Source organism: Mangrovicoccus algicola, assembly GCF_014903745.1.
Classification (GTDB): Bacteria; Pseudomonadota; Alphaproteobacteria; order Rhodobacterales; family Rhodobacteraceae; genus Mangrovicoccus; species Mangrovicoccus algicola.
In genome coordinates this window covers 1-13,819 of record NZ_JACVXA010000091.1, presented here as the reverse complement: position 1 = coordinate 13,819, position 13,819 = coordinate 1, and the positions used below count along the sequence as shown (strand labels likewise).

General features: G+C 70.3%; 11 protein-coding genes. 7 read left to right on the top strand and 4 right to left on the bottom strand.

Annotated features, from left to right (window positions below; all coding sequences use genetic code 11):
- Positions 1 to 1,018: replication initiation protein (locus ICN82_RS19575; RefSeq protein WP_193186506.1), on the bottom strand; the 1,018-nt coding region annotated here is incomplete at its 3' end.
- Positions 1,019 to 1,751: 733 nt separating this feature from the next.
- On the opposite strand from ICN82_RS19575, the gene ICN82_RS19570 reads away from it, so the two are divergent.
- The 4 genes from ICN82_RS19570 to ICN82_RS19555 all read left to right on the top strand — a co-directional run bounded on the left by ICN82_RS19570 (position 1,752) and on the right by ICN82_RS19555 (position 7,476).
- Positions 1,752 to 3,128, top strand: coding sequence for an AAA family ATPase (locus ICN82_RS19570; RefSeq protein WP_193186503.1), 1,377 nt, complete (start codon positions 1,752 to 1,754; stop codon positions 3,126 to 3,128).
- 14 nt (positions 3,129 to 3,142) lie between these two features.
- Complete coding sequence (locus ICN82_RS19565; protein WP_193186500.1) at positions 3,143 to 4,264, top strand: ParB/RepB/Spo0J family partition protein; 1,122 nt, start codon at positions 3,143 to 3,145, stop codon at positions 4,262 to 4,264.
- Between the two features lie 119 nt (positions 4,265 to 4,383).
- Positions 4,384 to 5,394, top strand: coding sequence for an alpha/beta hydrolase family protein (locus ICN82_RS19560; RefSeq protein ID WP_193186497.1), 1,011 nt, complete (start codon positions 4,384 to 4,386; stop codon positions 5,392 to 5,394).
- A gap of 129 nt (positions 5,395 to 5,523) precedes the next feature.
- Positions 5,524 to 7,476, top strand: a complete 1,953-nt coding sequence (locus ICN82_RS19555) for a bifunctional 2',3'-cyclic-nucleotide 2'-phosphodiesterase/3'-nucleotidase (RefSeq protein WP_193186494.1) — start codon at positions 5,524 to 5,526, stop codon at positions 7,474 to 7,476.
- 104 nt (positions 7,477 to 7,580) lie between these two features.
- Here the strand turns inward: ICN82_RS19555 and ICN82_RS19550 are convergent, their stop codons facing one another.
- The 3 genes from ICN82_RS19550 to ICN82_RS19540 all read right to left on the bottom strand — a co-directional run bounded on the left by ICN82_RS19550 (position 7,581) and on the right by ICN82_RS19540 (position 10,643).
- On the bottom strand, positions 7,581 to 9,116 hold the full coding sequence (locus tag ICN82_RS19550; RefSeq protein ID WP_193186491.1) for a tripartite tricarboxylate transporter permease: 1,536 nt from the start codon (positions 9,114 to 9,116) through the stop codon (positions 7,581 to 7,583).
- Between the two features lie 10 nt (positions 9,117 to 9,126).
- On the bottom strand, positions 9,127 to 9,558 hold the full coding sequence (locus ICN82_RS19545; protein WP_193186488.1) for a tripartite tricarboxylate transporter TctB family protein: 432 nt from the start codon (positions 9,556 to 9,558) through the stop codon (positions 9,127 to 9,129).
- 95 nt (positions 9,559 to 9,653) lie between these two features.
- Positions 9,654 to 10,643: a Bug family tripartite tricarboxylate transporter substrate binding protein gene (locus ICN82_RS19540; RefSeq protein WP_193186485.1), complete on the bottom strand. Its 990-nt coding sequence runs from the start codon at positions 10,641 to 10,643 to the stop codon at positions 9,654 to 9,656.
- Positions 10,644 to 10,811: 168 nt separating this feature from the next.
- On the opposite strand from ICN82_RS19540, the gene ICN82_RS19535 reads away from it, so the two are divergent.
- The 3 genes from ICN82_RS19535 to ICN82_RS19525 all read left to right on the top strand — a co-directional run.
- Positions 10,812 to 11,483, top strand: coding sequence for a response regulator transcription factor (locus tag ICN82_RS19535; RefSeq protein WP_193186482.1), 672 nt, complete (start codon positions 10,812 to 10,814; stop codon positions 11,481 to 11,483).
- Positions 11,476 to 12,873 carry a sensor histidine kinase gene (locus ICN82_RS19530; RefSeq protein ID WP_193186479.1) on the top strand — a complete coding sequence of 466 codons (1,398 nt, stop codon included), beginning with the start codon at positions 11,476 to 11,478 and terminating at the stop codon, positions 12,871 to 12,873. Before ICN82_RS19535 ends, ICN82_RS19530 begins: the two co-directional genes overlap by 8 nt.
- Positions 12,870 to 13,819 (top strand): ABC transporter substrate-binding protein (locus tag ICN82_RS19525; protein WP_193186476.1); only part of this gene is annotated, 950 nt, incomplete at its 3' end. The genes ICN82_RS19530 and ICN82_RS19525, both read left to right, overlap by 4 nt.

Genomic DNA, 13,819 nt, shown 5'->3' with positions numbered 1-13,819 from the left:
CGGCCACGGCGCGCAGCCCGGCCGCCTCGGTGGCCGGATCCGGGGCCGCATCGGGGGCCGGCAGAGCCGTGCCGCGCCCGCCGAAGCCGCCGCGGATCGCCGCCGACAGATAGCGCACCGGGCTTTTCACGCCCCCCTGCCCCGCGACGAAATCCAGCCGCTCGGCGACGTAATCCTCGCCATGTTCGGCGATCCATTGCCGCGCCAGCCGGTCCTGGATCCCCAGGTCCCGCAGCCGCGCATAGACCCCGCCCTGGCGCAGCCCCTCGCCATCGTCGATATCCAGCATCGCCAGCTGCGGGTTCTCGCGGATCAGGAACCGGATATCGGTGATGGTGCGGCCCTGCTTGCGCACCTCGGGCTCCACCAGGATGTTCGAGCTGCGGTTGACCTCGGCCACGGCGGGCTTGATGATCTTGGCATTGAGCTGCTTGTAGACCTCGTAATAGGCGCTGCCATCGACGCCCATCAGGCGGCGGAACAGGTCCAGCGGCCACCAGCCCGTCGATCCCGTCCGCACGAAGCGATAGCAGTTCTCGTACAGCGCCAGCGCATGGCCCGAGGTGAACCGCTTCTGGATGTTCAGGTTGATCAGCGCGAAGACCTTGGGATCGTGCAGCTTGGCCGCAAGCGCCGGCGAATAGGCGTATTCGCAGACCCCGCCCTTCAGCTTGGCATAGGACAGAAGCGCCGAGACCCCCCATTCATGCTCGCCATCCTCGGCCAGCATGTCCCATTCGGCCACCGTCTCCGCCAGGCCGCGCAGCGACGCCTTCAGCGTGTCCATGTCATTGGAGTTGTAGCCGATCATCAGGCACAGCGTCTTGGCGTCGATCCGGTGGGTCTGCGCCGTGGTCAGCGTGTCATAGGCATTCAGCAGAAGCACGTTGGACAGCTTGCGCTGCAACAGCGTCAGCTTTCCCGAAACGTGGATCGCCGCCACGTTCTTCTTCACCGAATCCCGTCGTAGATGTCCGGTCAGCCTGATGCTGTCCGGCGCGCCCTGTGCCTGTGCCATGGTCTGCTCGCGAGTCTTCTGCTCTTGGAGGCAGATTAGCCCAGAGAGGCACCCGGACCAAGCGGTTCCTCAGGTACCCGTCTGCGGGACGCCGCCGCGTCGCCGGAACCGGCTCCTGCAAACGGGCACCTCCGCGCCCGGAGGCGCACCGCAAACGGGTCCCCCAACGGCCTCCGCTGCTCCCGCAAACGGGTGCCTCAGCGCGTTTCGGCGCCCCCGCAGGGCGATCGCGCCCCCTTATTCGCACGCTCCCGCAGGCGGATACCCCCGGAACCGGGAATCGGCACCCCTGCCCCCGCATCCGGGCGCCCTTCCTCCCGAAGACGGATACCCTTGCCCCCGTATCCGGGCACCGAATCTGGGCCTGCCCCTTGAAAAAACGCCATTTTCCGGCGCCAAAGACTCTAAATTAGATCAAAGATCCTACAGTTTGACCTGACCTGCACGAAAGCTTTCGGGGGGATTTCGCCGCGAAACCTCCCCCCCATCGGCACAGCGCGAAACCTTTGCGCCGGAACCGGGTGGAATTTTCCGAATCCCGTCAGCAAGATGCACCGTGGCACACGCTGAGGGCCCGGAAAACGCCCGGACAGACCCGGTGATTTTTCCGCCCCGTGCCTCAGGTGCCCGGATACGGGGCCGGACCAAAGCAAGGTTTCCCTTGTCAGCCTCCATGTGCGATATTCGCCGCAAATCGCGCGAAACGGCGCACATCCCCGAGGCAGACGAGCAGATGGCAAAGAAACCCGATCTCCCGCCCCCGCCCTATCTGGGGCTGGACCCCGAGGCCGCGGCGGCCAAGCTTCCCCATCCGACGGACACGTCCCGATTCGCCAAGGCTGCCGCCTTCGCCGCGCGCGGCCGCGACGACCTCGCCCGGCGCGGCTATGCTCCCGACGGCAAGAAGAGGCTGCGGAAATTCTCCAGCTGGGAGGTCACGCGCTACCTGATCCCCGTGGCGCCCGCCCATCTGCGGCGCGTGCTGAAGAACAATCCCGACCTTCCCCAGGGGGAAGGCATCGGCGGATCGCGCTGGTTCACCCTGGAGGAGGTGCTTCGCCTGCGCGCCCATCTGGCCGAGGCCGGGACCAAGGATTACCTGCCCTACCGCCCCAAGGGGCTGCCCGCCAAGGTCGTGGCGGTGGCGAATTTCAAGGGCGGCGTCGGCAAGACCTCGACCGCGGCGCATCTGGCCATGTCCGCGGCGCTGGACGGCTACCGGGTGCTGGTGATCGACCTCGACAGCCAGGGCTCGATGACCTCGATCATGGGCGGCGAGGTGCCGGATGAATGGAAGACCGTCTTCCCGCTGGTGGCGCGCGACTATGCCCGCGCCGTGGCCCAGGAAAACACCGTGCGCGCCGCCAATGGCGAGCCCCCCCTGCCCCTCGACGAGACGCTCAGCGCGGCGCTGGAGACCAAGGCCTCCGACGTGATCCAGCCGACGCACTGGCCCAATATCGACGTGATCGGCGCGCAGCTGAACCTCTACTGGGCCGAATTCCAGATCCCGGTCTGGCGCATGGGGCTGCGGCAATGGCCGCTCTGGGATGCGCTGGGGAATTTCCTGGCCGATGACGGCATTCTCGACCAGTACGACATCGTCATGCTCGATACCCCGCCGGCGCTGGGATATCTGACGATCAACGCGCTGGCGGCGGCCGATATCCTGCTGGTGCCGCTGGGGGCGTCCTTCCTGGAATTCGATTCCACGGGCCGCTTCTTCGACATGCTCTATTCCACCTTCGCCTCGATCGAGGATGGCGAGAACTCGGCGCGCCGCGCCGCCGGGCTCGACGAGGTGAAATTCGAATGGGACGTGGTGCGCACGCTGATCACCCGCTTCGATACCGGCCAGCAGGCCGATCTGGCCAATGTGATCCAGGCCTATTTCGGCGATTTCATGAATGCCCATCGCCAGGAATTCACCGCGCTGGTCGGCCAGGCGGGCGAACAGGTGAACGGCATCTACGAGGCCGATTACCGGCAGTTCAATCGCGAGACCTATGTGCGCGGCCGCGAGGCCTTCGACCGGACCTATGCCGAGCTGAAGGAGATCCTGATCGGATCGTGGTGGCGCGATGCGCAGATGGCCCGCGCGGCCGAGTGACGGAGGATTAGCACATGGCGAAACGCACCCGACTGACCGCACCTTCGGCCGCCGAACTCTCCGAGCTGGAGGCCGGTTTCGCGGCGAAACCCGCCGCGCCCGCCGCCGCGCGCGGCCCCGGCATGATGCCGCCCATCGCCCAGGTCGCCGCCGATGCCGCGGCCCGGACCGAGACGGCCAGCCCCGAGGAACGCGCCGAGCGCGCCCGCGACCGCCGCGATGCCGACAGCTTCCGCAGCGCCGAGGCCGAGGGCCGGGTGCTGATGAGCCTGCCCACCCGCGAGATCGTCGCCGACGAGCTGACCCGCGACCGGATGCAGCTGGACCCCGAGGAGATGGCCGAGCTGAAGGCCTCGATCCGCGCCAGCGGGCTGCGCCTGCCGGTGGAGGTGTTCGAGCTGTCCGAGCCGGATGCCTCGGGCGCCCGCTTCGGGCTCTTGTCGGGGTTCCGGCGGCTGGCGGCCGTGCGGGCGCTGGAGGCCGAGACCCGCGACCCGGCCTTCGCCCGGATCAAGGCCATCGTCTCGGCCCCCGGCTCGGCGGCGCGGGCCTATCTGGCGATGGTCGAGGAGAACGAGATCCGCGCCGATCTGAGCCCCTATGAACGCGGCCGGGTGGCGGTGCTGGCGGTCAGCCACGGCGCCTTCGAGCGGGTCGAGGATGCCGTCGACGGGCTGTTCCACGCCGCCTCCAAGGCCAAGCGGTCCAAGATCCGGTCCTTCGCGCTGGTCCATGAGGAGCTGGGCGACCTGCTGGTCTTCCCCGAGGCGCTGAGCGAGCGGGGCGGGCTGCGCCTGGCGACGGCGCTGCGCGCCGGTCTGGGCCCGCAGCTGCGCCAGGCGGCGGGGCAGGGCGGGGCGGCGAGCCCGGAGGAGGAATGGGCGGCGCTGGAGCCCTGGTGCCAGGAGGCCGAGTCCCAGACCCGCGACCCGCGCCGCGGCGGCCGCCCCAAGGCGGCCCGTCCGGCCCGGCCCAAGGAGGACGGATTCGGCGTCCGGCACCTGGAGAACGGCGTGACCCTGCGCCGCCATTCGGATGCCAAGGGATACTATATCCGCTTCGAGGGGCGCCATGTGGATGCCGAATTGCTGGAACGGGCGATGGACGAGCTGGCACGGCTGCTGGGGCCCGCGTGAGCCAGCCGGTTTCGCCGCGAAACCCGGCCCTCCCGGCGATCTCTCCCGAGAGGCGCCGGGGACGTTTACCAAATGTTAAGAACCTGCTAGCGAGCGCAGGCAGAAACCGTCCGAGTCCCATGCCGTCACGTCCAGACCCCCGATTCCTTGCCGTCTTCCTCCTGGTGCCGGGCCTGGCCTGCGCGGCGGGGTTCGAGGTGGCGCAGGTGCCGGTGGCGCGCGGCCTGGACGAGGCGCCGATGCGCATCGGCCTGTGGTACCCGCCCGCCCGCGACCCGCAGGAGACGCCGCCGCCGCTTTTCGGGCGCGCGCTGGCCGTGGATGCGCCCCTGGCGGAGGGCCGCCACCCGCTGATCGTGCTGAGCCACGGGCAGGGCAGCTGGATGGGCAACCATGCCGATACCGCCGCCGCGCTGGCCGATGCGGGCTTCATCGTGGCGGTGCCCGAACATCCCGGCGATACGCGCGGCGACGATCATGCCGTGCCGGCGCAATGGCTGGTGACGCGCCCCGCCGATCTGAGCGCGACGATCGATTACCTGACCGGGCCCTGGCCCGGGGCGGGGGGGGTGGATGCCGGGCGGATCGGCGTGCTGGGCTTCGGCACCGGCGGCTATGGCGCGCTGGTGGCGGGCGGCGGCCTGCCGGATCTGGACCTGGCCAAATCCTTCTGCGCGGGCAATCCGCGCGAATATGCCTGCCGCGCGGGGATGCTGGACGGGGTCAAGCCCGCGGAGATCGAGCCGGGGCTGGAGGCCGCGGCCGGGGATGGCCGGATCGGCGCCATCGCGGTGGTCGCGCCGATCCTGGGATTCGCCTTCGGACCGCTGGACCTGGCGGCGGTGGAGGCGCCGGTGCAGATCTGGTCGGGCGGGCTGGACCTGCGCGCCCCGCACAATACCAACGGCGCCCTGATCGCCGCGGGCCTGCCCATGGCCGCGGATGTCCACCAGGTCGAGGGGGCGGCCCATGCGTCCTTTTCCCAGCCCTGCTACGCAGGGATGCAGGCGGCGATGCCGTCCTACTGGGCCATGTCCTGCCAGGACGCCCCGGATTTCGACCGCCCGGCCTTCCTGGAGGAGATGGCGGCGACGCTGGCGCGGTTCTTCGACAAGGCGCTGAAACGCTAGGTGCCCCGGCACACGTTCCCGTTTTGTTCTGGAGCTGCCGATGCAGGCTGGACAAGGGAGGGCAACGGGGGGAGGGTGCGGCAGGTCCGCGCCGCGCGGCCGGGCCGTCACCTGCCAGAGGAGCCGCTGATGCGCCTGTCCCGCCGAACCTTCCTGTCCTCCACCGGCGCGCTGATCGCGCTGCATCCCTTCGCCGCCCGCGCCGCGGCGAACCAGGCGCATCTGCGTCTGATGGAGACGACGGATATCCATGTCCATGTCTTCCCCTATGACTACTACGCGGACAAGGAAACGGACACGGTGGGCCTGGCGCGCACGGCGGCGCTGATCGGGGATATCCGCGCGGAGGCGGGCAATTCGATCCTGCTGGACAATGGCGATTTCCTGCAGGGCAACCCGATGGGCGATTACATCGCCTATGAGCGCGGCATGCAGGACGGCCAGACCCATCCGGTGATCGACGCGTTCAACGCGCTCGGCGTCGAGGCCTCGACGCTGGGCAACCACGAATTCAATTACGGGCTGCCCTTCCTGAAGGCGGCGCTGGCAGGGGCGGGCTGCCCGGTGGTTTCGGCCAATGTGGTCACGGCCATGGGCGCGACGCCCGATCAGGACGAGACGCTGCTGCCGCCCTACGTGATCCTGGACCGGCAGATCACCGACGGGGCAGGGGAGGCGCATCCGATCCGCATCGGCGTGATCGGCTTCGTGCCGCCGCAGATCCTGCAATGGGACCGCCACCACCTGGAAGGGCAGGTGGAGACGCGCGACATCGTCGAGGCGGCGGAAGCCTGGGTGCCGGTGATGAAGGCCGAGGGCGCGGATATCGTCGTGGCGCTGTGCCATTCGGGGATCGGCCCGGCCGCGCATGAGCCGGGGATGGAGAATGCCGCCGTGCCGCTGGCGGCGGTGGAGGGGATCGACGTGATCTTCACCGGGCACAGCCACCAGGTCCTGCCGGGGCCGGATTACGAGGGCTACGAGGCCGTGGATGCCGCCGCGGGGCGCATCCATGGCAAGCCCGCGGTGATGGCCGGGTTCTGGGGCTCGCATATGGGCCTGGTCGACCTGCTGCTGGAACGCGGCGCCGATGGCTGGCGCATTGCCGGGGCCGAATGCGAGGCGCGGCCGATCTATCTGCGCGGCGAGGATCGCAGCATCACGGCCCAGGTGGAGAGCGACCCGGCGGTCCTGGTGGCGGCGGAGGCTGCGCATGAGGAGACGCTGGCCTATATCCGCCGCCCCGTGGGCCGGACGGATGCGCCGCTTTATTCCTATTTCGCGCTGGTCGCGGATGACCCGTCGGTGCAGATCGTGTCGCAGGCGCAGGAATGGTACATCGCGCAGATGATGGCGGGCACCGAATGGGAGGGCCTGCCGATCCTGTCGGCGGCGGCGCCGTTCAAGGCCGGCGGCCGCGGCGGTCCGGATTACTACACCGATGTCGCGCCCGGCGATGTCGCGATCAAGGACGTGGCGGATCTGTACCTGTATCCCAACACGGTGCGGGCGGTGAAGATCGACGGGGCCACGCTGCGCGAATGGCTGGAACGCAGTGCCGGGGCCTTCCTGCAGGTGGCGCCGGGGTCGCAGGATGCGCCGCTGCTGGATCCGGATTTCCGCAGCTACAATTTCGACGTGATCGACGGGGTCAGCTATCGCATCGATCTGAGCCAGCCTGCGCGCTATGACGAGGAGGGCGCGGTCGCGGCGCCGGAGGCGCATCGGATCGTCGATCTGAGCTTCGGGGGCAAGCCGGTGGCGCCGGAGCAGGTCTTCATCGTGGCGACCAACAATTACCGCGCCTCGGGCGGCGGCAGCTTTCCCGGCGCGGTGCCGGAGAACATCGTCTTCGAGGGGCCCGACACCAATCGCGACGTGATCGTGCGCTATATCGTCGAACAGGGCACGGTCAGCCCCGAGGCGGACGGCAACTGGTCCTTCGTGCCGATGGAGGGCACCAGCGTGGTCTTCGATACCGGCCCCGGCGGACAGGATTTCGCCGAGGCGGTGACCGGCGTGGCGATCGAGCCTGTGGGCGAGGCCGCGGGCGGGTTCTTCCGCTATCGCATCCGGCTCTAGGGCGGGGCGGAAACCAACGCCCCCCGGAGGGCTGGTCTCCGGGGGGCGCGGGGCGGGGCCGGGGGCACGGGGGCCGCAGGGCCGGTCCCGCCTGTTCCGTGGCGTCAGTCGGCGATGGCGCCTTCCTCGTCGCGGCGGCGCATGCGGGCCTTGATCCGCGCGCCGACGATCAGCGGCAGCACGAAGCCCACGATGGCGACCGCCCAGAGCCCGATGGCCAGCGGGCTGTCGATCAGCGTCCACCAGTTGCCGTCATCGATGGTGATGGCGCGGCGCAGGTTGTTTTCCATCGCATTGCCCAGCAGCGTGCCGAGGATCACCGGCACCAGCGGGATGTCGAGCTTGCGCAGGAGCCAGCCCGCGACCCCGAAGGCCACCATCACGTAGAGGTCGAAGGTGGAGCCCGAGATGCCGTAGATCCCCACGAAGCTGACCATCGCCACGATCGGCATCAGCACCTTGGGCGGGACCATCAGCACCCGGGTGAAGAGCCCCACCATCGGGATGTTCATCGCCAGCAGCATGAAATTGGCGATGAAGAGCGCCGCGATCAGCCCCCAGACCACGTCGGGATTGTTGGCGAAGAGGAGCGGGCCGGGGGTGATGTTCAGCGACAGGAGCACCGCCAGCAGCACCGCCGTGGTGCCCGAGCCCGGCACGCCGAGCGCCAGCATCGGCACCAGCGCGCCGCCCGCGGCCGCGTTGTTGCCGGCCTCGGGGGCGGCGACGCCGCGCGGATCGCCGGTGCCGAAAGTGCCGGCCTTGTCGACCAGGCGTTTCTCCATCGAGTAGCTGATGAAGGAGCCCAGCGAGGCGCCCGCACCCGGCAGCACGCCCGCGACGAAGCCCAGCACCGAGGTGCGCAGCATCGTGGGGGTGCAGGCCTTCACCATCGCCCAGGGCGGCGTCAGCCGGCCGATGATCAGCGACTTGCCCTTGGCGTCGGAATTGCCGTGGCGTTCCTCCAGGAAGATGAAGACCTCGGAGAGCGCGAAGAGCCCGACGATGGCGACGAGGAAGTCGAGCCCGTCATAGAGATGGACCTCGCCGAAGGTGAAGCGCGGCACGCCGGTCTGGGTGTCGACGCCGATCATGGCGAGGCCGAGGCCCAGCATGGCGGCGAAGGCGGATTTCGCCTGGTTGGTCGAACTGACCCCGCCCAGCGTCATGAAGGCCAGCGCGAAGAGCGCGAAATACTCCGCCGGGCCGAACAGCAGCGCGATCTTGACCAGCTGCGGCGCCAGCAGGATCAGCCCCCAGGTGGCGATGAAGGCACCGACGAAGGAGGCGATGCCCGACAGGCTGAGCGCCTCGCCGGCCAGTCCCTTCTTCGCCATCGGATGCCCGTCGAGGCAGGTCATCATCGCCGGTTCGTCGCCGGGGATGTTGAGCAGGATCGAGGAGATCCGCCCGCCATACATCGCCCCGTAATAGACGGAGGTCAGCAGGATCAGCGAGGGCGTGGGGCCCAGCCCCAGGGTGAAGGCCAGCGGGATCAGGATCGCCACGCCGTTGGACGGGCCGAGCCCGGGCAGCGCGCCCATGATCGTGCCCAGAAAGCAGCCCAGGAGCGCCAGGCCCAGGTTCTGGAAGGTCAGCGCGACGCCGAAGCCGTCGGCCAGGCTGGATAGGATGTCCATCGGGGTCTCCTCAGAAGCCGAACGGGCCGCGCGCCAGCGACAGGCCCAGCACGAGATGGAAGATCACGTAGATGCCCACCGAGGTGCCGATGCCCGTGGCGATGGCCATCAGGACCGCATTGCCCAGCCGCCAGGACAGGTAGGCGGCGGCCAGCGCGGTGGCGAAGACGAAGCCCAGCTCCGGCAGGAGGCGGGCGTAAAGCAGCATGACGACCGCCGCGGCGGCCAGTTCGGCCAGCCGCGCCAGCGACGGCCAATGCGGCGCGGCATCGGGTTTCAGCGCGATCACGGCCGAGCTGAGCCCCAGGATGGCGGCGATGATGAGCGGAAAGGCCTTCGGGCCGACGGCATCGGAGAGGAAGCTTTCCTCGATCTGCAGCGCTGCTATGGCGAAGCCGATGGCCAGAAGGACGCCGAACACGCCGAAGATGCGATCACTCATGGGAGATCTCCTGTGCAGTGGCTGGGATGGGGAGGGGGGCGGCCGGGATGGGACCGCCCCCCGATCAAGCAGGCAGGGAGGGAGGGAGAGCGCGCCTACTTGATGATGCCGATCTCGCGCGAGATCGACTGGATCTGGGCGACGCTGTCGGCCACGAAGGCCTGGAACTCGTCGCCCGACAGGTCCAGCGGCGCCAGGCCGTTGGTTTCCATGATGGCCTTCCATTCCTCGGAGGCGTAGAGCGTGTTGATCATGTCGACCCAGCCGTCATAGGCCTCGTCCGACATGCCGCCCGGCCCGTAGAAGCCGCGCCAATTGGCGCCGAGCGCATCCACGCCCTGCTCGCGCGCGGTGGGGAAATCGGCGAATTCGCCGTCCAGCCGTTCCGGCGCCAGCACCGCGATCACGCGGATGTCGCCCGAGTCGACGAAGCCCTTGGCCTCGGAGAGGTCGCCGGTGAAGGCCTGGACCGACCCGGCCAGAAGCTGGGTCACCGCCTCGCCGCCGCCGTCGAAGGCCACGTACTTGACTTGCCGGACATCCTCGATGCCATGGGCATTGGCGGCGATCAGCACCTTGAGGTGATCCCAGCCGCCGACCGCGGAGCCGCCCGCGACCGAGACCGAGCGGGGATCCTCGGCGATCATGTCCAGAAGCTGGGGCAGGGTCTCGATCTCGCTGTCCTTCGACACCGCGATCACGCCGTAATCGGCGCCGATCGAGGCCAGCCAGCGCACCTGTTCCAGCGTGTTGCCGGGATAGGCGCCCTGGGCCAGCCGCGTGGCGGTGGAGGAGGAGGCGGCGACGATCAGGTCGTCGCTGTCATTGCGCTTGTTCACCACCTCGGCGAAGGCCACGCCGCCGCCGCCGCCGGCGAGGTTGACGACCTGCATGGTCTTGGAGATCAGGCCCAGGTCCTGCAGTTCCTTGCCGACCTGGCGGCAGGTGAAGTCCCAGCCGCCGCCGGGATTGGCCGGGGCGATGCATTCGGGATTCTGGGGGGCGAAATCCGCGGATGCGGGCAGCGCGACGGCGGCGCCGATCAGCAGCGCGGCGGCCGAGAGGCGCAGGTTTGCGAGTGTCATGATGTCCTCCTCCGAACTCTTGCGACGGGACGGGTTCCTCGGCCCGCTCCGGTCCGGGGCGGGCGCTTTGCAGTTGCGCCATACCCGGTATGCGGTCACTAAGGGGCGAACCTGTCGTGAACCTGTCACTTGTGAAAAACCTGTTCAGCCATGGAAGGACCGCCGGGGATGCGCGTGCTGATGGTGGAGGATGCGGCCGACCTGGCCGAGGCGGTCGCCGCGCGGCTGGGCCGGTCGGGCGTGGCCTGCGACCTGGCCGGCGGCGTGGCGGAGGCCGCGGATTTCCTGGCGGTGCAGGGCTATGACGCGATCATCCTGGACGTGAACCTGCCCGACGGGTCGGGCACCGATCTGCTGCGCGGGCTGCGCGCGCGCGGCGAGCGCGTGCCGGTGCTGATGCTGACGGCCAATGTCGCGGTGGAGGACCGGGTGGGGGCGCTGGATCTGGGCGCCGACGACTACCTGGTCAAGCCCTTCGACCAGCGCGAGCTGGAGGCGCGTCTGCGCGCGGTGGTGCGCCGCGAGGCGGAGCGCAAGTCGGGCGAGCTGGTGCTGGGACCGCTGCGGTTCTCGCCCGCGACGCTGGATGCGGAACTGGACGGCGCGCGGCTGGCGCTGACCCGGCGCGAGGCGGTGCTTCTGGGGGCGCTGATGCGCCATCCCGGCCAGGTGCACAGCAAGGAGCGGCTGTATGGCCAGCTGTTCACCTTCGAGGATGCCGATGTCGGGCTGAACGCGATCGAGCTGTATGTCGCGCGGCTGCGCAAGCGGCTGGCGGGATCGGCGGTGGCGATCACCACGCAGCGCGGGCTGGGCTACCGGATCGGGCTGGATGGCTGAACCGCAGAGCCTGCAGGGCCGCGTGACGGGGGCCGTCCTGTCGCTGATGGCGGTGGGCGGCATCCTCCTGGCGCTGGTCTCCTGGGCCAATGGCCGCGCGGCGGCGCGCGAGGCCTATGACCGGCTGCTCCTGGGGGCGGCCAGCGACATCGCCGAGACGGTGACGATCCAGCAGGGCCTGCCGGTGGCCGTGCTGCCGGTTTCCGCCTTCGAGCTGCTGGGGCAGGCGCCGCAGGACCGCGTCGCCTATGCGATCCGCGGGCCGGGGCGGGCGCTGCTGACCGGGATGGCGGAGGTGCCGCATCCGCGGGGGCGCGCCCGCGGGCCGGGGCCGGTATTCTTCGACGACCGCATGCAGGGCGAGCCCGCGCGCTATGTCGAGGTCACGCGGCGTTTCGCCGAGCGGGACTTCTCGGGCGCGGTGACGGTGACGGTCGGCCAGACGCTGCGGGCGCGCAACGCGATGGCGCTGGAGCTGAGCCGCGGCGCGCTGCTGGCCAGCGCTGCGGCGGGGGGGATGCTTCTGCTGATCGCGCTGGTGGTGATCCGCCGCGCGATGCGCCCGCTGGCGGCGCTGGCGGGGGACCTGGCCGGGCGCGATCCGCATGACCTGACGCCGGTCGATCCCGCCGGGCTGCCGGCCGAGATGGCGGCGGTGCTGACGGCGATGAACCGGTTCATGGCGCGGCTGGACCGGCAGCTAGGGGCGATGCGCGGGCTGATCTCGGACACGGCGCACCAGCTGCGCACGCCGGTGGCGGCGATCCGGGTGCAGGCGGAGATGGCGCTGGAGGAACCCGACCCGGCGCGGGCCCGCGCGGCGGCCGAACGCCTGCTGGTGCGGACCCGGTCGCTGGGCGGGCTGCTGGACCAGATGCTGTCGCGGGCGCTGGTGATCCATCGCGGCGAGGCGGTGACGCGCGAGAGGGTCGATCTGCGCGACGTGGCGCTGGACGTGATCGATGCGCGCGACCACGAATTGCTGGCGCCGGGGGCGGAGGTCGGGCTGGTGATCGGCGACAGCCCGGTCTGGGTCATGGCCGATGCCTTCTCGCTGCAGGAGGCGGCCAAGAACCTGCTGGCCAATGCGCTGCGCCATGGCCGCGCGCCGGTCCGGATCGGCGCCGACTTGGCGGCGGGGGAGGCGCGGCTGTGGGTCGAGGATGCGGGCGGCGGCCCGCCCGAAGGGCTGATGGAGCGGCTGGGCGAGCGGTTCGAGCGCGCCGCCGCCTCGGGCGGGCAGAGTTCCGGGCTGGGCCTGTCGATCGTGCGCGCGGTGGCGGCGGCCTTCGGCGGGCGGATCGCGACCCAGACCGGCGGGGCGGGGTTCCGCATCGCGCTGGTGCTGCCTGCCGCGCCGGGACCGGCCCCGGCGGAGGCGGCGGCATGAGGCGGCTGGCGCTGCTGCTGGCCGGCTGCCTCGCGGCCCTGCCCGCGCCGGCCCAGGAGGCGGTGCGCGAGCTGGGCAGCGGCGCCACGCGGATGGTGCTGCGATCGACCACCGATGCCGCGGTGATCCGCCCCGTGCTGGAGGCCTTCCTGGCGGGGCGCCCGGACCTGTCGCTGCGCTACGAGCAATGGGGGTCCAACGCGCTGGACGCGCTGTCGCGGGCGGATTGCGCGGCGGGGCGGGGGGCGGATGCGGTCTGGTCCTCGGCGGTCCAGCACATGGTGGGCCTGGTCAACCGCGCCTGCGCCCGCAGCCACCGGTCGGCGGCGACCGCGGCGCTGCCTGCCGATCTGCGCTGGCGCGACCAGCTGTGGGGGCTGACGCGCGAACCGGCGGTCATCATCTACAATCGCGACCTGGTGCCCGCCGCCGAGGTGCCCGCCGACCGGTTCGACCTGCTGGACCTGATGCGCGCCCGGCCCGCGCGCTATCGCGGGCGCATCGCGACCTATGACATCGAGGCCTCGGGGCTGGGCTATCTCTTCGCCTATGCCGACAGCCTGGAGGCCACGACCTTCGGCGGGCTGATGGAATCCTTCGCCCGCACCGGCGGGGTGGCGACCTGCTGTTCGGCCGAGCTGATCCGCGATGTCGCCGCCGGGCGCTACCTGATCGCCTATAACGTGCTGGGCTCCTACGTGGAGGCGGCGGCCCCGGCGAATGTGGGGGTGGTGATGCCGGGCGATTACACGCTGTTCCTGTCGCGCGGCTACATGATCCCCGCCGGGGCGGCCGCCCCCGCGGCGGGGGAGGCGCTCCTGGATTTCCTGCTGGGGGCGCAGGGCCAGGCGCTGCTGGCGCAGGCGGGGCAGGTGGAGGCCGCCGCCCCGGCCGAGACGGCGCTGGCGCAGAGCGCGGCGCGGCCCATCGCGCTGTCGCCCGCGCT